At 34.5% G+C, this 19,297-nt stretch carries 18 protein-coding genes and 1 tRNA gene; 11 read left to right on the forward strand and 8 right to left on the reverse strand.

Translation table 11 applies throughout. From position 1 onward, the window contains the following. Nucleotides 1-7 precede the first annotated feature (7 nt). A complete protein-coding gene (locus ACJJVP_RS08420) occupies nt 8-1,354 on the reverse strand; it encodes an NAD(P)/FAD-dependent oxidoreductase (protein ID WP_405412667.1) in 1,347 nt (448 codons plus the stop codon). Nucleotides 1,355-1,629: 275 nt separating this feature from the next. On the opposite strand from ACJJVP_RS08420, the gene ACJJVP_RS08425 reads away from it, so the two are divergent. The 4 genes from ACJJVP_RS08425 to ACJJVP_RS08440 all read left to right on the forward strand — a co-directional run bounded on the left by ACJJVP_RS08425 (nt 1,630) and on the right by ACJJVP_RS08440 (nt 5,788). Continuing rightward, on the forward strand, nt 1,630-2,349 hold the full coding sequence (locus ACJJVP_RS08425) for a DUF547 domain-containing protein (protein WP_405412669.1): 720 nt from the start codon (nt 1,630-1,632) through the stop codon (nt 2,347-2,349). Between the two features lie 27 nt (nt 2,350-2,376). Further along, nucleotides 2,377-3,252 carry a hypothetical protein gene (locus ACJJVP_RS08430; protein ID WP_405412672.1) on the forward strand — a complete coding sequence of 292 codons (876 nt, stop codon included), beginning with the start codon at nt 2,377-2,379 and terminating at the stop codon, nt 3,250-3,252. Nucleotides 3,253-3,421: 169 nt separating this feature from the next. Then, nucleotides 3,422-4,687, forward strand: coding sequence for an outer membrane protein assembly factor (locus ACJJVP_RS08435; RefSeq protein WP_405412675.1), 1,266 nt, complete (start codon nt 3,422-3,424; stop codon nt 4,685-4,687). Nucleotides 4,688-4,834: 147 nt separating this feature from the next. Beyond that, on the forward strand, nt 4,835-5,788 hold the full coding sequence (locus tag ACJJVP_RS08440) for an N-acetylmuramoyl-L-alanine amidase (protein WP_405412678.1): 954 nt from the start codon (nt 4,835-4,837) through the stop codon (nt 5,786-5,788). A gap of 80 nt (nt 5,789-5,868) precedes the next feature. Here ACJJVP_RS08440 and ACJJVP_RS08445 read toward each other — a convergent pair whose 3' ends face one another. The 5 genes from ACJJVP_RS08445 to ACJJVP_RS08465 form a co-directional block, all read right to left on the reverse strand. Next, nucleotides 5,869-7,431 carry a hypothetical protein gene (locus ACJJVP_RS08445; RefSeq protein WP_405412680.1) on the reverse strand — a complete coding sequence of 521 codons (1,563 nt, stop codon included), beginning with the start codon at nt 7,429-7,431 and terminating at the stop codon, nt 5,869-5,871. Between the two features lie 195 nt (nt 7,432-7,626). Then, nucleotides 7,627-8,331, reverse strand: coding sequence for a TIGR04283 family arsenosugar biosynthesis glycosyltransferase (locus ACJJVP_RS08450; RefSeq protein ID WP_405412683.1), 705 nt, complete (start codon nt 8,329-8,331; stop codon nt 7,627-7,629). Between the two features lie 45 nt (nt 8,332-8,376). Further along, nucleotides 8,377-9,192, reverse strand: coding sequence for a purine-nucleoside phosphorylase (locus ACJJVP_RS08455; protein WP_405412686.1), 816 nt, complete (start codon nt 9,190-9,192; stop codon nt 8,377-8,379). After that, nucleotides 9,189-9,866, reverse strand: a complete 678-nt coding sequence (locus tag ACJJVP_RS08460; RefSeq protein ID WP_405412687.1) for a TIGR04282 family arsenosugar biosynthesis glycosyltransferase — start codon at nt 9,864-9,866, stop codon at nt 9,189-9,191. Before ACJJVP_RS08460 ends, ACJJVP_RS08455 begins: the two co-directional genes overlap by 4 nt. 20 nt (nt 9,867-9,886) lie before the next feature. Next, nucleotides 9,887-10,393 (reverse strand): rhodanese-like domain-containing protein, encoded by a 507-nt coding sequence (locus ACJJVP_RS08465; RefSeq protein WP_405412690.1) that lies wholly within the window; start codon nt 10,391-10,393, stop codon nt 9,887-9,889. 55 nt (nt 10,394-10,448) lie between these two features. Between ACJJVP_RS08465 and ACJJVP_RS08470 the strand changes: the two genes are divergently transcribed. After that, the gene (locus ACJJVP_RS08470; protein WP_405412693.1) at nt 10,449-12,032 is read left to right on the forward strand and encodes a glycoside hydrolase family 32 protein; all 1,584 of its coding nucleotides are present in this window, start codon (nt 10,449-10,451) and stop codon (nt 12,030-12,032) included. Nucleotides 12,033-12,037: 5 nt separating this feature from the next. On the opposite strand, the gene ACJJVP_RS08475 is transcribed toward ACJJVP_RS08470, so the two are convergent. Beyond that, nucleotides 12,038-13,309: an ADP-ribosylglycohydrolase family protein gene (locus ACJJVP_RS08475; RefSeq protein WP_405412696.1), complete on the reverse strand. Its 1,272-nt coding sequence runs from the start codon at nt 13,307-13,309 to the stop codon at nt 12,038-12,040. A gap of 284 nt (nt 13,310-13,593) precedes the next feature. Beyond that, nucleotides 13,594-13,666, reverse strand: a tRNA-Phe gene (locus ACJJVP_RS08480). A gap of 100 nt (nt 13,667-13,766) precedes the next feature. Here ACJJVP_RS08480 and ACJJVP_RS08485 point away from each other — a divergent pair. Genes ACJJVP_RS08485 through ACJJVP_RS08510 form a run of 6 tightly spaced genes read left to right on the forward strand, consistent with a single transcriptional unit; the run spans nt 13,767 to nt 19,293 of the window. Then, nucleotides 13,767-14,495 carry a type III pantothenate kinase gene (locus ACJJVP_RS08485; protein WP_405412699.1) on the forward strand — a complete coding sequence of 243 codons (729 nt, stop codon included), beginning with the start codon at nt 13,767-13,769 and terminating at the stop codon, nt 14,493-14,495. Continuing rightward, nucleotides 14,496-15,782 carry a hypothetical protein gene (locus ACJJVP_RS08490; RefSeq protein WP_405412701.1) on the forward strand — a complete coding sequence of 429 codons (1,287 nt, stop codon included), beginning with the start codon at nt 14,496-14,498 and terminating at the stop codon, nt 15,780-15,782. 35 nt (nt 15,783-15,817) lie between these two features. Further along, on the forward strand, nt 15,818-17,191 hold the full coding sequence (locus tag ACJJVP_RS08495; RefSeq protein WP_405412703.1) for a tetratricopeptide repeat protein: 1,374 nt from the start codon (nt 15,818-15,820) through the stop codon (nt 17,189-17,191). A gap of 5 nt (nt 17,192-17,196) precedes the next feature. After that, complete coding sequence (lptC, locus tag ACJJVP_RS08500; protein ID WP_405412706.1) at nt 17,197-17,808, forward strand: LPS export ABC transporter periplasmic protein LptC; 612 nt, start codon at nt 17,197-17,199, stop codon at nt 17,806-17,808. Continuing rightward, entirely contained in the window at nt 17,801-18,007 is a 207-nt protein-coding gene (locus ACJJVP_RS08505) for a hypothetical protein (RefSeq protein WP_405412708.1), read from the forward strand. The genes lptC and ACJJVP_RS08505 overlap by 8 nt, the downstream gene beginning before the upstream one ends. Then, nucleotides 18,007-19,293: a hemolysin family protein gene (locus tag ACJJVP_RS08510; protein ID WP_405412710.1), complete on the forward strand. Its 1,287-nt coding sequence runs from the start codon at nt 18,007-18,009 to the stop codon at nt 19,291-19,293. The genes ACJJVP_RS08505 and ACJJVP_RS08510 overlap by 1 nt, the downstream gene beginning before the upstream one ends. Nucleotides 19,294-19,297: the final 4 nt, after the last annotated feature.

Below are 19,297 nucleotides of genomic sequence, written 5' to 3' on the forward strand. Positions count from 1 at the left end.
TTGTTCTTTAAGCTTTGCTAAAAATTCGTTTCCAGCTTTTTTTCTTTGCACTGATATTCTTATTGAAATCGGTATTGTATTTGGCGACAATTTCATCCTCATAAAGTTTGTAGAACTCAGGGTCGAAATTGGCATCTTTTAAATAGGTCATTACATGGTCGATATCTTTGTTCTCTGTTAACCATTGGTCAAAAATTTCGTGTCGCATTCTAATTCCAAAGGTGTTGATGCCTAAAAATTGATGACTGTCTTTATCAAACGCAACGGTAATGCATATTTTTTCAGAAGCATGGCGCCAATGAAAGTGGTGTTCATTATCTTTTTTACTGCGTTCGCTAAATACCCAACCGTAGGTTTGGTATTCTACATCTAAAAATTTAGCTGAGTTAAACCAGTGACCAGGGTTGTATTCTCTTGGGTTTCCACAAATAGTTTGTGCAAGCGCTTCGCCCATCATTCTGCCCGTATACCAAACAGCTTCTATTGGTCTTCTGCTGCCAATACCTTCGTGTTGCTCTGCACAATCGCCTATTGCTAATATATCTTTAACGTTGGTCTCTAAAAAACGATTGACCTTTACGCCTCTGCCTAATTCAATACCAGAATCTTTTAAAAAATCGATATTTGGGGTAACACCGGCAGTTAAGCCAACTACATTACATTCAATGGTTTCGCCTTTGTCTGTGACTACTGCTTTTGCGCGTCCATTTTCATCAGAAATTATCTTTTCAAGATTGGTATCTAATTGTAAATCGATATGGTGTTCTAGAATATGTTCGTTAATCATTGCAGATTCCCCGGCAGGTAATACTCCGTTCCAAAAGCTCTTTTCACGAACTAGAAAAGTGACCGGTATTTCGCGAGAGCGCAGCATTTCTGCCATTTCAATACCAATTAGTCCGCCACCTACAATAACCGCACGATTACATACTTTATTATTGGGGGCATTCTTTTCAAGCATTTCTAGATCTTGTTTTGAATACAAGCCCTGTACACCTTTTAAATCTTGCCCTGGCCAGCCAAACTTATTAGGCTTAGAACCTGTTGCAATAATTAGTTTGTCATAAGAAATAGATAAACCACCTTTTAGAAGAAGCTTTTTAGCATCGGTTTCTACTTTTTCTACAAACCCGTTAACGAGGTCGATTCTGTTTTTCTTCCAAAACCAGTTTTCGTAAGGTTGTGTATGTTCAAATTTCATGTGACCCATGTAAACATACATTAATGCGGTACGGGAGAAGAAATAGTCACTTTCTGCGGAAATAATGGTGATTCTTTTGTCTGATAGCTTACGTATATGTCTAGCTAAAGTGACTCCGGAAATGCCATTACCAATAATTACAATATGATCCATAAAATGCTTTTGTTGATGGTTGTGTCGGTATTAAAGGTAATAACTTAACAGCTACCTTTTTATTTAGAAAGATTATAAACTTGTTATAACTCTGTGATACTTTTTATCGTAGTTTGCGTTTTAATCTTATTAAAACGGATTTGTAACATACAGTAAATCAGTGTTTAATTCGTTTGAAAATTGTAAAGAAAAAAAATTATTTTTTTTGAGAAGTGTATGTATTTGTAAATGACCACGACCTAAACAATCTCAAAAGTGATATTAAATTTAAAATTATGATGAATAGAATTGTTATACAGACTTTGTTTTTCCTTTTAATGGTTACTAGTGTTTCTGCACAAGATGTAGCTACCTTTTTTAGCAAGAGCGATAGTTTTTTTAAAGAGTACGTTGTTAATGGTAAAGTAAGATACGCAGCCATTAAAAATAACCCAGAAGCTTTAAACGAGGCATTGAATTCTGCTAAGGGTATATCGGTTTTAAAATCAGATGCAGCAACATATCAATCTTTTTGGATCAATGCATATAACCTTCTGGTTATAGATGGTATCGTAAAGAATTATCCTTTAAAATCTCCTTTAGACGTAGCTGGATTTTTTGATAAAACAAAACATGAAATAGCAGGTAAGTCTGTAACCTTAAACGGTATTGAGAATGATTTGTTAAGAGCGCAGTTTCCAGCAGAAGCAAGATTTCATTTTGTATTGGTATGCGCAGGTTTAGGATGCCCACCAATTATAAACACGGCTTACAAGCCTAACACAATAGATGGTCAATTGCAGAAGCAAACCGTTTTGGCTTTGAACAATCCTAATTTTATAAAAGTAAATAAGAATAAAGTACAGATTTCTCAATTATTTGAGTGGTACAAAGGAGACTTTGAACAAAAAGGAAGTACTGTAGATTTTATCAATACCTATAGAAAAGAACAATTACCAGAAAATGCGAAGGTTTCTTACTATCCTTACGACTGGTCTTTGAACGAAACTAAATAATCAACTAAGAATTTTAAAAACCTAAAAATGAAAATTTTAACTAGAAATTTATTTCTTGCAGTGTCTCTTTGCGCCTTTTTTACAGGCTACGGGCAAGATAGTTTGCAACAGAAAAGTAATATACAGCAATATACACCGTCAAAATTAATAGGTAAGGGGCAGTATGATTTAAAGTGGTTCAATAATTTATATACACAAACTGAAAGTACATTTTCAGAAGGTACGGAGCCTAGACAAACTTTTTTTACATCAACATTAGAGGCATACACTGGGGTTGGAACAAATAAAAGGTGGAATGTTGGTGCTATTTTAGAGTTTAGATCAAATGTTATTGGTGATAGAAGTGCATTGGATGTATTTAAATTTGACGGAGAAAACAATACGGCTAGATCCGGACTTACCTCAATAGCGCCATCAGTGAAATTTGTCCCTATTGCCTCTGTCAGTAATTTTTCAATTCAAAGTTCATTCTTTATCCCTTTGGTGGATAATGAAACGGAAAACGGTGTTTTTTTAGATCAAAAAGGATACATCTGGCAAAATAGATTCTTTTACGATTACACCTTTCCAGGAGATAAATGGCAACTTTTTAGTGAAATCAATTCAGAGTTAAGTTTTGGAGATAAGGAAGAGAGTTTTGCCAATAATAGTTTGAACCTAACGCCAGGTATTTTTCTTAGCTACTTCCCGTCAAGCAAGTTCACCGTTTTGGCATTGGCACAACATTCTCAACGGTTAGATTTGGGTAATGATTTTGCACAAGATTTTACAGCATTGGGTGGTGGTGCAAAGTATCAACTTACAAGTGCACTAAATCTAGAGTTATTGTACACAAACTTTGTTCGTGGCAGTAATACAGGGCTAGGACAAACTTTTAATTTAGGATTAAGAGGAATTTTTTAAAAAATAGTTTGAGTGTTCTTAAAAGAGCCTTTTGTTGAAAAACAAATAGGCTCTTTTTTGATGTTTATAGGTATGCTTTTGAACTATAATTGATTACACCCATATTTTGTTTTATATTGGAAACCTTAGAGCAAAATTCATGTTGGTCAGGATATGAGTACTTAAAAGAATGAATACAAAAACGCTACCATTTCTATTTATAATACTTGTCAGTTTCATAATGAATGGGCAAGATGTTACAGTAGTAGAATTACAGTTTTCTGGAACAAAACGCACCAAGGTATCATTCATTGAAAATCTTGTAGGTGTAAAGAAAGGTATGATCTTGGATTCTGTTCTTATGAATAGAGATATGCTTCGTTTAAAGAGATTGCCCTCTATATCTCATGCCTATTATAAGGTAAATGTATTGCAAAATGAAACTTGCAAGGTTGAATATATCATTGAAGAAAATTTCACGTTAATTCCGTTTGCAAATCTTTTCAGCTCATCCAATGACAATTTTGCATTTAGGGTGGGACTACAAGAGTTTAATTCTTTTGGTCGTAATATTACGTTAGGAGCTTTTTATCAGTATGATAATTATAGCTCTTTTGGGGTAAGTATAAGAGCACCTTATCTCTTTTCAAATAAGCTTGGTCTAGCTATTAATTATAACGATTTTACCACATTAGAACCTGTCTTTTTTCAAGATGATACAGCAGATTATAAGTATAGCAACACGGGGTTTGAGCTTTTAGGTCTGTATGAATTCAATTTCAAAAATAGAATGGAGTTGGGTTTTAGTTTTTTTACTGAAGATTATGCATACGTTGATGGCGCTACTAGTGCAGGTGTTCCACTGAATTTAAATGTAGATAAGCACTTGTTCAAGTTCATATATGATTATAATAGTTTGGATTATTTCTACCATTATTTAGAAGGATTTAGAAGTCAGCTGAATTTTCAATATGTAGGTAGTACCGATATAAGTTTGCCAGAATTCTTAATCGGATTTAATGATTTCACATACTTTAAGAGAATAGGAGATAGGGGTAATTGGGCAAATAGATTGCGTTTAGGTTTAGCCAGTAATGTTGATAGTCCGTTTGCACCGTTCACCGTAGATAATAATTTAAATATTAGAGGTGTTGGTAACTCAATAGATAGAGGAACGGGAATGATTGTTTTGAACACGGAATATCGTCAGACCTTTATTGATAAAAATAAATTTGTATTGCAGGGAAACATATTCATTGATGGAGGTACATGGCGTAACCCTGCTGGCGGATTTGATGACTTATGGAATAGTGAAAATATAAGAATCTACCCAGGTGTTGGTCTGCGTTTTATGCATAAGCGAATTTTCAATGCTATTTTTAGAATAGATTACGGCTACGGAATCACAAAAAACGGAGACAACGGTATTGTCTTTGGTATTGGTCAATATTTTTAGCAATCTTTGTATTGAATTAGAGCGTCATAAGAATATTATGGCATAGACCTTGTGTTTGGTAATAGAATGAGATACTGCAATTTTACGTTTGGCTTTTGTTTGTTTTTAAGTGCTTTTTGTTTTGCGCAAGATTCGCTAAAGACCGTTATGGCAGAACCTGGTGACGGCATTTTATCGCTGATAAGAAAGCAAGGGGTAGACCCGTACGAAGTATTCGATGAGTTTGTAACATTGAATATGGAAAACTTAAGAGATAGCGTTCATTTAATAGCAGGGAGAACTTATGTTATGCCAGATGTAAAATTAGATACGGTGGCTATTGTTGACTCATTACAGATTCAGGCAAAAGAAATAAAGGAGATAGAGAGTGCTACTTATGCTATTTTCGGGGAAAAATACAAAACTGTAATTGAAAAAAGTGAGCGTTTAAAAGGTAATGTGTACTATTTGGTAAGCGGTCATGGAGGTCCTGATCCCGGTGCCATGGGTATGTATGCCGGCAAGGCTATAGCAGAAGATGAATATGCTTATGATATTACGCTGCGCTTGGCAAAAGAATTAATGGCTCATGGTGCTGAGGTTTACATCATCATTCAAGATGAAAACGATGGCATTAGAGATGAACGAGTTTTAGAAATTGACCATGACGAAGTAGCGTATCCAGATAAAACAATTCCTTTAAATCAGTTGGCGCGGTTAAAACAACGTGTAGATATTATCAATGATTTATATAAAGATAACAGAGGTAAATATCAGCGCTTGATCGTAACTCATGTAGATAGTAGAAGCGAAAATCAAAATATAGATGTTTTCTTTTATCACCATGAAAAAAGTAAGAACGGAGAAAAACTAGCGGAAAGCATTCATAAAACGTTTGGATCCAAATACAAGAAATATCAGCCCAATAGAACGTACTCAGGTACTTTTGAAGATAGAACCTCGCTGTATTTGGTAAAGAAAACGCACCCAGCAATGGCATATATTGAGATTGGGAATATTAGAAATAAAAAAGATCAGGTCAGGATATTAGATCCAGATAATCGCCAAGCACTTGCTAAATGGATCAGTGAAGGAGTGTTGTTGGATTTTGAAGGGGAATAGTTTTAATTTTCGGAATAAAAAAACCTTTACCGATTTATAAAGCGGTAAAGGTTAGTACACAAGTTGCTTATAGGTATTGCCTAATTTAAATCTGCTACCAATACATCCCAATTTTGAAATTCTCCTTCTACCACTTCTTCTTGTTGACCGTAAAGAATATATATTTTTCCATTGATTACGGCCATAGAATGAATAGTCTCATTTTCAGGACTGTTTAAATTAGTGGTCAATTCGGTAAACTCATTATTTAAAGTGTTATATACGCCTAAATAGGGTTCATTATCATATTGCGTTAAAAAACCATCAGGATTACCATCACCATCAGCATCATCTGTAAATGATTTTATTTGACCGCTTACTATAATTAGGTTTTCATATTTTCCAGTATAAGTAAAGTGTAATGCTGAAGGCATCGTTTCAGTGCTCATTACACGAGATTCAAAATCATAGATATAAATTGTGTTTTTAGCATCTTGCCCATAAAACTCTTCGGTACCACCAAAAACATATAGTTTGTTTTGTACGGTTTCTGCACGGGCTCCACTTCTAGCTTCTGGCATTATGGTTTCAATTGTAAGTGATGAATTTAAATCATCCCATTTATAAATTTCATCACCAATATTTTGTGTGTCGCCAAGCGATCCACCAACAATAAAAATTTCATCGTCAATTACGGCAGAGCCATGTCTGGATAATGCAATTTGTCCATCATACGAAGCACTGGTTGGGTCTGTCTGTAAGTCAAGGTCATAGGTGTTTATATATTGACCGCCGACTACCTTTAGTTTATTGTCTATAATATGAAGTTGTTTTGATACGAAATCTGATTGAAAAAATAGTTTATCCGTTAGGGTGCCGGTTTCATTATCAAATCTAGTAATACGCTCGGGGTCAACAGCCTCAGACCCTCTCATTTCACCTTCTCTAGTCACTATAAAAATACTGTTACTACTGTTAGAGCCTATCATCCCCGGGGAGAAGCCACTAACGGCGTTAGAAGGGTATGAAAAAGCAGTGGAAAATGAAAGTGCTTCTGTAGGTGCCTGCACATAATCATTAGCTGTTTTAGGGGTAAGTGTAATTGCGATGGTTGATGATCCTTCGCCTAAAACAGTTCCCGTTATGGTACTTTCATCTATATAGGTAAATGTAAAACCTGGGCTTTCTAGATCTGAACTGCTTTCTCCAACAAAATCAAATGAAGTTGTAAACGGAGATTCATAATAATCGACCATGGTTTCTTCTAGTGTTGTGGCTTCTGTTTCTATAAAGTTTCCAGGTCTCCATTCTAATGTACCGTTAAAGTCTGTTTTTGAACTAACGAAAACTTCGTTGGTAAAAACAAGTTCATCATCGGTAACGTTAAAATTATTTGAAATGTCAAATGTGCCCGAATCGTTGGTTAGAACTGCTTCACTGATCTTCCATACTTTTTGGTCATTATTTGTTAATGAACTTAAAACAGACTCGCGTTCTTGCGCAAGTACAATGGAAGGGTCTTCCGTTACCTCCTCCTCTGGCTCTTCTATTTCTTCTTGTTCTTGCTGTTCAGTTTCGGTTTCTTTAGTTTCGTCCTTATCACAACTTATGATGAAAAATGTTAATGATGTTAATAAGAGGATTTGTAATACCTTAGTTTTCATTTTGGTTTGGTTTTAAAATTAACAGTGTTAAATGTAGTTTTGGGAATGGCGTGCGGCAATACCCGTTAATAGGTAATTTTAAAACTCCGTTAAGTTAATCAGTGGGGAGTAAAAGTTTAGGTTAAAAGATACTTGTTGGGATACTGGAAGAATACAATGGTGAAGGAGTGTTGTTAGATTTTGAAGGGGAATAGGTTAGGCAGCTATATATTTCAAGTAATATTGATAAAGTTCTATTGGGTTAGCGCCTAGATAATATTTTAAATGAATCATGCCAAAATGATATTGTAATTTAACCATGCCTCGTTCTTCATAACGTCGTGCGGAAGTGGTTACGGCAGAAGAAATAATCTTAAAAGGTTTTAGTTTATAAGCTCTTCTAATGAATTCATTGTCTTCGTAAATAACATAATTTTCATTGAAACCCTTAAGTTGTTGAAATAGTTTATTGGTGATGAAAAGCGACTGGTCACCGCCACGACAAATTTGATGGTTAATGCGTGTGCACCAACCAAAGAATTTTAAGAAAGGACTATTGCTATTAAATTGCATTTGAAAACAACCTACCTCAAAACCTTGGTCAATTTCGTTTAAAATAGCGCCGTCGAAATCTTTTGGAGGTAGCGTATCTACATGTATAAAATAAAGAACATCGCCAGTTGCATTTGCAGCACCAAGGTTCATTTGTGTAGCACGTCCCTTATTGCTATTAATTACTGTTGCTCCATATTTTTGAGCATTGGTTACGGTAAGGTCGGTACTGCCACCATCGATTACAAGAATTTCTTTGATACGATTTGTGCCGGCATTAGTAGAAATAGCAAAAAGTACATCTTTAATATATTTTTCTTCATTCAATACCGGAATGATAATACTAATGGTTGGTTGGTTGATACTCATAAAAACAATCTTTGCTCTCTTATGGTAGCCGAATACTGGTAATCCTTACAATTGCTTTATCAATTCTTGAAATAATTTCACCATTTTAGGTTCCGTTTTTTCAGCGATAGAAATTATATCGCTGATATTAACAGGTTTTAGATTGTCTGGATTGCATTCATCGGTTATTACAGAGACAGCGACTATGGGTAGCGATAAATGATTTGCAACGATAACTTCAGGTACGGTACTCATGCCCACGGCATCTGCGCCAATTAATTTAATCATTCTGTATTCCGCTTTGGTTTCTAATTGGGGACCGACAACAGATGCATATACTCCACTTTTTAAAATGATATTATGTTCTTTGGCAATTGCAGTCAGTTTATTTCGCATGTCCAAATCATAAGGCTCGGACATATCGGCAAAACGCTCCCCAAATTCGCTAACACCTTTAAATGCCAATGGCGACCCACCTTGTAGATTTATATGATCTTCTAGCAGCATCATATCACCTTTTTTATAATTTAGATTGACTGCGCCAGCAGCGTTAGAAATAAACAGTTTAGAGATCCCTAGCATGTGCATTACGCGAATTGGGTAGGTGATATCTAAAAAGTCATACCCTTCATATAGGTGAAAACGACCTTGCATCACAACTACTTTTTTGTCAGAAATGGTGCCATAGACTAATTTTCCAGTGTGAAACTCTACTGTGGCTAATGGGAAAAAAGGAATGTGGTTGTAGTGTGCGTCAATTGGATTTTCAATACTATCAACTAATTTGCCTAAGCCTGTACCAAGTACAATACCAATTTCTGGCTTATCAAATCCTTTATTTTGAAGGTATGCAACAGATTCTAAAAGTTCTTCTCTCATCATTTATTCATATGTTTTAAAAAAGGTTTAAAGGCTTCAATATCCTTTATATCCTCATAGTAATCTACATCATTTTTGGTTTCTAAAATTGCAGTGGTTTCGTTTTTAAGATTAGATAACGTATTCTTTAAAACGGTTTCTGTTCCCCATGTTTTATTTGAGAAAAGTTCTGGTAAGTATTTTTTCATACCAAGCAGGTAATATCCCCCATCTTCAGCAGGGCCAACGACAAAATCATTTTTTTCTAAAGACTTAAAGGCATTTTCTAAATCTTCTTGAGATAGGTCTAGCATATCACTTCCAATGATAATGATTTTTTGATATCCATTTTTAAATCCTTCTTGAAAGGCATTCGCCATACGAATTCCCAAATCATCGCCAACTTGAACTTTTTTTCCGAATTTTTGATTATTCCATATATCGTTTTCCCAAATTTCTTCAGAGTAATACACCAATTTTTCTGCATATAAATTTTTAGTGATACCTACTGTATGATTCAATAAAAATTTATAGATATCGAACGCAGCTTGGTCGCCTACTGTTGCGGCTAAGCGTCTTTTTCCTTTGCCTAATTCAGGATTTCTGGTAAAAATTAGTAAAAGATTATTTGAGTTTGCAAGTGTAAAATCTATGATTTTTTCGTCCTTTTCTGTTTTGTTATTTAATAGTATTCCCAAAGTATTTTTTATTTTTCTGACTAATACACTTTAATGCCTTCATGTAATAACTTGCTCCAGTGCTTGTTAAAAGTATGTACACTATCGGTAATGGCTTCTTTTTGGTTAAAAACTTGATTGCCCTTATTTTTCCATTCAAAAATACCACCATGTAAGTTGAGAATATTGGTGTATCCTAAATCTTTTAGTTTTTCTCCAATATTTTCTGAGCGAACACCAATAGAGCAGTATACGACAATAGGTTGTGTTTTATCGGTAATGGTATTGGTTACTTTTTCTTCGTCAAACTTTTTGTAGCCTACCCACATGGCATTTTTTAAGTGACTAACTTGAAACTCCTCTTTTTTTCTAGTATCTAAAAGTACAATAGAGTCATTTAATTGCAGGTCGTCTACATAAACATAGGGTATAGTTTCTTTATTTAAAGTAGTCAAAGTCTTAGAAATTTTATCTTGTCCGAAACTAATGGTTGGAAAAGATACTAATATGATCGCTGTTATAATTAACTTGTAAATTGTTATTTTCATTGCTGCAAAGGTACTATTAATACGTTATAAGAAATAAGGTTGTAAAAGTGAATTTATGGTTAAAACTATTAAAAATAGAGGCTTAGGTGTATTTATTCTTCTTTGTTTGGTGTGTGTTTTTGGTTGCAAACAAGACCTGAAACAAGAAGTAATTGAAGAAGAGGTAAATGCTACCGGATATTTTATAGAGCATTATAGGTCTCAGTTTCATTTTACACCAGAAGAAAAATGGATGAACGATCCAAATGGTTTGGTCTATAAAGATAGTTTGTATCATTTGTTTTATCAATATTACCCAGATAGTACTATTTGGGGACCTATGCATTGGGGGCATGCGGTAAGTAGGGACATGATGGATTGGAAGCATAAACCCGTAGCACTTTTTCCAGATGAGCATGGCTTTATCTTTTCTGGAAGTGCAGTTGTAGATTATGAAAACACCTCTGGTTTTGGCACCGATGATAACCCGGCAATGGTAGCAATTTTTACTTATCATGATGCTGAAAGCGAAATAGCCGGAAATAACAATTTTCAGACTCAAGGTATTGCCTATAGTTTAGATAATGGGGATAATTGGGTAAAATATCAAGCTAATCCCGTAATTGAAAACGCAGGGTTCAAAGATTTTCGAGACCCAAAAGTTTTTTGGAATAAAAAGGAGCAAAATTGGTCAATGCTTTTGGTCGCTGGTGATCATTTGCAGATATGGAAATCTGATAATCTTAAAGAATGGTACAAAGTAAGCGAATTTGGAAAGGATAAAGGAACTCATGGTGGAGTTTGGGAGTGTCCAGATTTGTTTCCTCTAAAGATTGAAGGAACAGAAGAGGTAAAGTGGGTGCTTCTGATAAGTATAAATCCTGGTGCACCTAACGGGGGTAGTGGTACGCAATATTTTATTGGTGATTTCGATGGTTCAACATTTACTACCGATCAAGAAGAAAGTAAATGGATAGATTTAGGAAGGGATAACTATGCAGGTGTAACCTATAATGGAACGCCAAATAATGAACGAGTTTTTATAGGTTGGATGAGTAATTGGGATTATGCTAGCGATACACCTACTGAAAAATGGAGAGGTTCCATGACAGTACCTAGAACATTGACATTACAAAAAGTTGGTAGAGATGTGTCTTTGTTCAATTATCCTTTAAAAAGTTTTGAAAAACATGTTGCATTAGCTTATCCAGAAAGTTTAATTGAGATATTACCTACTAGAAAAAGGATAATACCACTTAAATACAGTAATCAAAGCAAAATACAATTCACTTTAAAATCACCGAATGTTCAAGTGTATTTTAAAAATAAAAATGGGGATAGCTTAAGTATAGACCTTAATAGAAATAAGAAGTTAGTGACCTTTGATAGAAGAAAGTCTGGTAAAGTTGATTTTAACGAAAAATTTTCTAAAGGTGTACAGCAAATGAATATTTCTGATTTAACTGATGACCCTATAGAAATTGTAATGCTTTTAGATCATTCATCGATTGAATTATTTATCAATGGCGGACAGTATGTAATGACGAATCAAATATTCCCTACAGAATTTTTCAGGTCAATTTCAATAGTAAATACTTCAGAAGTAGAATTGAAAATTGATGATTTTACCGAGCATAAGGTAGAACGTGTTTGGGATTGATTTTTTTATTGAGATATTTCTTGAGCTAAGGTCACTAGATCTATGCCTAAATTTTCTTTGTTTACCTTTATGATTGTTTCCCGCAGGTCAGTGGGTAATTCTTTGAAACCCAATTTTGCTCCAAGTATCATACCTGCAACGGAGGCGACCGTATCGTTGTCGCGACCGTAATTGATTATGAATTGCATTGTTTTTTCAAAATCTCCTTTTCCAAATTCCAACGCAGTAACCAGAATTTGCCAAATTTCCGCTGAATGAAATGCGATATTTCGTTCATCTTTTTCTAAAACTCTGTATATCATTTCTTGACGAATCCAATCTTTTTTAGACCCGAGAAAACCGCGAGGTATTTTAAAAGCTATCGTATCGTTAATTAGTAAAGAATCAATAACAAGTTCATTGATTTTACGAATATTTATTTGAGCGTTATTTAAGATAGTTGTTGGTATTCGCCCTACTAACCTGCTATCTGCATATCCAATCGGATCTATAAATTTTGTTGAATTTATTATTGAATCTAGATTTTGTGATCTTGTCGCCATAAAAGTCATGGTAGAAGCTAAAGCAGTAATATCTTTAGCATAGCCAATGTCAAAAAGACTCAGGTTGTATGCGTTTTTATAAGCCTCTAATGGAGATTTAGAAATGAGTCCGATCATGGGGGAGTATAATTGTCCTGCACAAGACATCTCTCCGCCATAAAATCTATTCTGAGCTTGTAAATAACTGTTATTGTCCTTTTTGAATGCCATTGCCACGCGCGCCCATTCTTTGATCCAGTCTATTTTTTCAATTTTGGCATCTAACGCATCCGTATTGGATTGCATTTCTTTATTGGCAAGAGATTTCGTTAAAGTACTGTAGTAATCAATAATAAAATCTGCAAAATTTTCAGCGTTTATGTCGTTTTGGTTGGTTTTGAAATAATGGGTCATCAAGTTTTTCCATCGGGTGTCGTCGGTAGTGGCTCCTGCTAAAAGATTATGCTCCCACGTTCCTTCGGGTGATCGCTGACGTAATGCAGGTGTTAATCCAGTAATATAACCATAGTTTAATTGAATATCTTTTCTGTTCCACATTTCAGTAGATGCGCCCATGGCGTCACCAATTGCCGATCCGACCAAAGCGCCCAAAACCTTGTCATAGTAAACAGAATCTGCTAATTGTATTTCGTTTTCCAAGTAATTACCATTTGTAGGGGTTGGTATGTCAAATTTCTTGGAGTCATTTTTGCACCCCATTAGGCAAATTGAAATTAAGATGAATACGTATTTCATGATAAATTCAGCATTTAAAGAGCGTTTATATTTTTTTCAGTGCAGAGCTTGTAGTTGATTAAAACTAGCCTATGTAGCAATATAAAATTTTTAAAATTGAAATTTGATTAAGTAAGCCGCTATTACATTGAAAAATTTCGGGTAATTTTTATTTTTGTAGTAAGTCTTTAAAATAATTTATTGTAGTGGCTTGGCTAATTTGTAGTAGACGATATATTTTTGTACCATAATACAAGATAGGTGTTAAAACAAAAAAATCCCTACCGTAAAGTAAGGATTTATTGTGGTGCCTCCAGGAATCGAACCAGGGACACATGGATTTTCAGTCCATTGCTCTACCAACTGAGCTAAGGCACCATGTCGCTGTAAGCGGCTGCAAATATAATTTCAATTTTATGATTTACAAACAAAATCATGAAAAAAGAATAATGTTTTTTTAATTTTTAATCTTTGCAACATGAATTTAATAATTGATGCAGGTAATACTAACGTCAAATTAGCAATCTTCAAAAAGTCCGAAATAATTCATTTAGAGACTGTTGTTGTCGATTTGTTTGTTGAGGTGGTGAAGAAAATTTTTAAAGAATATTCAAAAGTTCAATATGCAATTATTTCTAGTGTTGGGTCACTTTCTGAAGAACAAATAAAGGTTGTGGCAATTTTTTGTGACTTACATGAGCTTTCTAACACTTCAAAAGTGCCATTTAAAAATTCATATGCCTCGCCTCAGACTTTAGGTGTTGATAGAATAGCACTGGTAACATCGGCGTATTATTTTAATCCCCATCAAAATAATTTGATTATTGATGCAGGTACATGTGTTACGTATGATATGATCAATGATTTTGACGAATACTTGGGTGGTGCAATTTCGCCAGGTGTACAAATGCGCTATAATGCAATGAACGAGCAAACTTCAAAATTACCTTTGCTAGAAAAAAAGGAGTTATTAGACTATATTGGTAACAATACGGAAAATTGTATGCATAGTGGGGTGATAAATGGTATTACTCTTGAAATCGACGGTGTCATTGACCTTTACAGAGCTCGGTTTAAAGATTTAACAATTATTTTAACAGGGGGCGATACACTATTTTTGTCTAAACGATTAAAAAATACCATATTTGCGGATTCCAAATTTCTCCTGAAAGGGCTTAATTATTTGCTGGAATACAACAAGCACTAAATGATCAGAAAAATTGTAATTGCAATTGTATACATAACTACCGTAGGTATGTACGCTCAAGATGGTACTGTTTCTCCTTATTCTTTCTTTGGAATAGGTGATTTGAAGAACAATAGTACGGTAGAAAATCAAATGATGGGAGGAATTGGTGTGTACGCTGATAGTATTCACATAAATTTAAAAAACCCTGCCGCATTTGGTAAATTAGGCTTGGAACTTATGGATAGGGAAGGTCTTGTGACCTATACTGCCGGTGTTTCTAATAAGCAATTTGCACTTAAAAGTTTTACTGAAGAACAAAATAGTTCCATTACTAGCTTAGATTATTTAGCACTTGGGTTTAGTGTTGGTAAAGGGTTAGGTATGGGGTTTGGTGTTATGCCATATTCATCAGTGGGGTATAATTTGGTTGATGAACGAACTGGTACAAGTGGCTCTTTAATCAATATATATACTGGCGAAGGTGGTTTGACACGAGCTTTTTATTCCATAGGATATGAAGTTATAAAAGATTTGAGTATTGGCGCCACCATAAATTTCAATTTTGGGACTTTAGATAGCGAGAGGCTACAGCAAATAGAAGAAATTCAATTTGGAACTTTCGATAGGCGAAGCTCTAGAGTTAATGGTTTCGATTTTAATTATGCTTTAAGCTATACTCCTTTAATTAAAGGTAGGCAAAGACTTCATACTTCTATACGAGTTAATACGCAAGGTAATTTGGTTTCTAAGAATGAGAGGCAAGTTGGCTCTTTTTCTGTAGCCAATGGTTTAACTATTGAAGAGGTAGAGGTTGATTTGGCATCTCAGAACTTAAGTAACACAGAATTAAAAATTCCAACGAACACTACACTAGGTTTGGGGTATGGGGAGGATTATAAATGGTTTGTCGGAGCTGAGTATAGTTTTCAGAAGATGAGTTCTTTTGAAAATTCTTTTTTAGGCGCTGATAATGTAACTTATGAAGATGCTAGTTCTTATGCTTTGGGTATGTTTTTTACACCTGACTATGATTCGTTCACAAGTTACTTAAAAAGAGTTACTTACCGTGCTGGTCTACGTTTAGATGAAACTGGTTTGTTAGTGAACGATGTTGATATAAATAACTTTGGCATAACTTTTGGATTAGGATTGCCACTGGGTAGAAGTTTCTCTAATCTTAACTTAGGATTTGAGTTTGGAAGAAGAGGAACTACAAGGGCTGATTTAGTCGAAGAGAGTTATTTTAAATTTAATATTGGTCTTTCGTTAAATGATCGTTGGTTCCAGAAGAGAAAAATAAATTAAAATTTAGTACATTAACCATTTTAAAAAGAGAAAAAATGAAATCGAAACTTTACTTCACGGCAATTATGTTCCTTGGAATGATGGGGGTGAGCAATGCGCAGGCGCAAAACCCTGAATGTATGACCAACTTGTCTATATTTTCTGAACATGCAAAAGTTAAAAATTACGAAGCGGCTTATGAGCCTTGGAAAATGGTTTATGAAACTTGTCCACAATTAAATAATGCTATCTATGTATATGGTGAACGTATACTTAAGGATAAGATAGATAAAGCGGCCGATGCTGATAAAACTAAATTTGCGAATGATCTTATGGGTCTTTATGATAATAAGTTAAAGCACTTTGCATCTAAAACAAGTCTAGGAGAAACAGAGGTAGATAAGGCATTGGTAATGTATGATAATAAAATGGCCGATGATGCTAAAATGTATAGCATGTTAAGTGATGCTTATACAAAAGATAAAGACAATTTTAAGAGTCCTAAAGCATTGTATATTTACTTTTCTAGTTTGGTTGATTTGCATAAAGCGGGGTCAAAGGACTTGCAAGAGGTTTTTGATGTGTACGATGAGGTAACTGAAAAAATAGAAAGCGAAAATGAGCAACTTACAGGTAAAATTGCTAAACTTTTACCTAAAGAAGAAGCTGGTACTTTGACTTCTAAAGAGAAATCTCGTTTAAAGGCTTATAATTCTTACTCTGGAGCTTATGGTAAAATTGCTGGTAGTATCGATTCTAAATTAGGTCCTTTAGCTGATTGTAGCAACCTTATTCCTTTATACGAAAAGAGTTTTGAAGAGAAAAAAGGTGATGTTGTTTGGGTGAAAAGAGCGGTAGGTTTGATGTTCAACAAAGAATGTACGGATGATCCTTTATTCCAAAAATTATTTGAAGCTCAGTTAGCTTTAGACCCATCTGCCGATGCTTATGTATATGGTGGTACTTTGAAAATGAAAAATGGGGATAGCTCAGGAGCACTTGCAGATTTTGATAAAGCATTGTCTTTAGAAACAAATAACGAGAAGAAATCTAAGATTGCTTACAAAGTAGCAGTTATTAATAAAAGAAAAGGTAGTAAGTCTACTGCTCGTAAATACGCTCAGAAAGCTATTGATGCTAACCCATCTAACGGTCGTGCATATTTATTGATCGCTAACTTATATGCTACAAGTGCAAACAGTTGTGGTACATCTGCTTTCGAGAAAAGAGCTATCTATTGGAAAGCTGCAGATATGGCAAGAAAAGCGGGTAGGGTAGATCCATCATTAAGTGGTTCATCAAGTCAAGCTGCAACTAGCTATAGTTCAAAAGCACCATCTAAAGAGATGATCTTTAGTTCAGGTATGGCTGGTAAAACTGTTACTTTCAACTGTTGGGTTGGTGGTAGTGTGAAAGTACCTTCTTTATAGAAAAAATGATACAGATTAAAAATTTTAAAGGCATTGCCGTGGTTTATACCATGGCAATGCTTTTTTTATCTTGTCAAGATGAATACAAGAGAGTTGGTGAAGAAGCGCAAAAAAAAGTATATCCGAGAGGTGTGGTAGAAGATTTTGTTCTTACATATACCGAATCTCCTATTGAATTAGGGTCTGAAGATGAAGGTTCTTCTAGGGTTATGGCGGTATTGTCTGGTCCTATTAGAAATGATTACGAACAATTGTCATTTCCTTATCAAACCTTTCCAGATGGTTTGTTAGTCGAAATTTTTAACGAGAAGAATGAAAAAACTACTATAGAGGCAGATTATGGTGTGTTGTATTCTGTAACTTCTATCGTAGATTTACGAGGTAATGTGCTAATAAAAGGTGATGATGGAAAAAAATTATCCACATCACAATTGTATTACGACCGGGGTAATGAATGGGCATTTACCCATGAAAAATTTACATTTACCAATCCTGAAGATGGCACGGTGATGGATGGTGAAGGAATGGATGTTCAAAAAGATCTTAAGTTTCTGAATGCTCATAAGACTTATGGTTTAATGCTGATCAAGGAAGAAAAAGAAGAAAAAGATGATTAATATTTTAAAGTATACAGAATACTTATATGTTTTTGTAGCGGGTTTTTCAATTTATAGAATATTTACAGACTGGAATACTGACAGAAGTATGGCATATTTTTTCATATTTTTTGCAGTAGTTTCTATAGGTATGTTCTTGTTTAGAAGAAACTACAGAAAAAAATTCGAACAACGTCAACGGAATAATCAAAACAAATAGTGGGTATAGCCGGTATTGTCATTATACTTTCTTTGTTTTTTTCGGCATTTTTCTCAGGAATGGAAATTGCTTTTATTTCTGCGAACAAAATTCATATAGAAATAGAGAAGAAACAAGAGGGTTTTTTAGCTAGAATTTTAACCAGGTTAACCAAAAAGCCATCGAAATTTATAGCAACCATGCTAATTGGAAACAATATAGCATTAGTGATTTATGGTCTTTTCATGGGAGAATTGCTCATGAATTGGTTTGCGGGTTTTGTGCCTGGTCATGCTTTTTTAAAGTTATTGATCACAGATTTTAGTCTATTGACCCAAACTTTGATTTCTACCTTCGTCATTTTAATAACAGCGGAATTTTTGCCCAAGGTCCTATTTCAAATTTATGCTAATAGTCTATTGAAATTATTGGCGATTCCAGCATTTTTATTCTACGTTTTATTCTCATTAATATCAGATTTTATCATTTGGATTTCTGATTTAATATTGAAATATGTATTTGGAACCTCTGGAGATGAGGTGCAATTGGCATTCAGTAAATTAGAATTGGGCGATTATATTACAGAGCAGATGGAAACTATTGAAGAGGAAGATGAGGTAGATACTGAGATTCAAATTTTTCAGAATGCATTGGAGTTTGCTGCTGTGAAAGCACGTGAGGTTATGGTTCCTAGAACAGAGATTGTTGCTGTTGAAATGCATGAGACCCCCAAAAATTTAGCTAAATTATTTACAGAGACCGGTTATTCTAAAATATTAGTATATAATGATACTGTAGATGATGTTATAGGTTACGTACATTCTTATGAACTGTTCAAAAAACCAAAGACAATTAAAAGTATCCTATTGCCGGTAGAGTTTGTGCCAGAAACAATGCTTATTCAAGATATGCTTAATGTGCTGATTAAAAAACGTAAGAGTATAGCTGTAGTGTTAGATGAATATGGTGGTACATCTGGATTGGTAACGGTGGAAGATATAGTGGAAGAACTTTTTGGAGAAATTGAAGATGAGCATGATACTACAGATTTAAGGGAAGAAGTTGTAGATGAACGTCACTTTTTATTTTCTGCAAGATTAGAAGTTGATGATATTAATGAAAATCACAAATTAAATCTTCCGGTATCGGATGAATATGAGACCTTAGGCGGTCTTTTGGTGCATACGCTAGGGGAGATTCCAGATAAAGAAGTAGAGCTTACCATAGACTCTTATAAGTTTACGGTGCTAGAAGTTTCCAATACCAAAATAGATTTGATTTCAATAGAAGTTTTGGAAGAGGAATAACAGT

Source organism: Maribacter sp. Asnod1-A12, assembly GCF_045063735.1.
Classification (GTDB): Bacteria; Bacteroidota; Bacteroidia; order Flavobacteriales; family Flavobacteriaceae; genus Maribacter.

Excerpts from the sequence above, each read along its gene's own strand:
- ACJJVP_RS08425 (WP_405412669.1), top strand. The coding sequence starts at position 1,630 with ATGATGAATAGAATTGTTATACAGACTTTGTTTTTCCTTTTAATGGTT.
- ACJJVP_RS08440 (WP_405412678.1), top strand. The coding sequence starts at position 4,835 with ATGGCAGAACCTGGTGACGGCATTTTATCGCTGATAAGAAAGCAAGGG.
- lptC (WP_405412706.1), top strand. The coding sequence starts at position 17,197 with ATGATACAGATTAAAAATTTTAAAGGCATTGCCGTGGTTTATACCATG.
- ACJJVP_RS08495 (WP_405412703.1), top strand. The coding sequence starts at position 15,818 with ATGAAATCGAAACTTTACTTCACGGCAATTATGTTCCTTGGAATGATG.
- ACJJVP_RS08435 (WP_405412675.1), top strand. The coding sequence starts at position 3,422 with ATGAATACAAAAACGCTACCATTTCTATTTATAATACTTGTCAGTTTC.
- ACJJVP_RS08485 (WP_405412699.1), top strand. The coding sequence starts at position 13,767 with ATGAATTTAATAATTGATGCAGGTAATACTAACGTCAAATTAGCAATC.
- ACJJVP_RS08455 (WP_405412686.1), bottom strand. The coding sequence starts at position 9,192 with ATGATGAGAGAAGAACTTTTAGAATCTGTTGCATACCTTCAAAATAAA.
- ACJJVP_RS08465 (WP_405412690.1), bottom strand. The coding sequence starts at position 10,393 with ATGAAAATAACAATTTACAAGTTAATTATAACAGCGATCATATTAGTA.
- ACJJVP_RS08445 (WP_405412680.1), bottom strand. The coding sequence starts at position 7,431 with ATGAAAACTAAGGTATTACAAATCCTCTTATTAACATCATTAACATTT.
- ACJJVP_RS08450 (WP_405412683.1), bottom strand. The coding sequence starts at position 8,331 with ATGAGTATCAACCAACCAACCATTAGTATTATCATTCCGGTATTGAAT.
- ACJJVP_RS08505 (WP_405412708.1), top strand. The coding sequence starts at position 17,801 with ATGATTAATATTTTAAAGTATACAGAATACTTATATGTTTTTGTAGCG.
- ACJJVP_RS08420 (WP_405412667.1), bottom strand. The coding sequence starts at position 1,354 with ATGGATCATATTGTAATTATTGGTAATGGCATTTCCGGAGTCACTTTA.
- ACJJVP_RS08470 (WP_405412693.1), top strand. The coding sequence starts at position 10,449 with ATGGTTAAAACTATTAAAAATAGAGGCTTAGGTGTATTTATTCTTCTT.
- ACJJVP_RS08430 (WP_405412672.1), top strand. The coding sequence starts at position 2,377 with ATGAAAATTTTAACTAGAAATTTATTTCTTGCAGTGTCTCTTTGCGCC.
- ACJJVP_RS08475 (WP_405412696.1), bottom strand. The coding sequence starts at position 13,309 with ATGAAATACGTATTCATCTTAATTTCAATTTGCCTAATGGGGTGCAAA.
- ACJJVP_RS08490 (WP_405412701.1), top strand. The coding sequence starts at position 14,496 with ATGATCAGAAAAATTGTAATTGCAATTGTATACATAACTACCGTAGGT.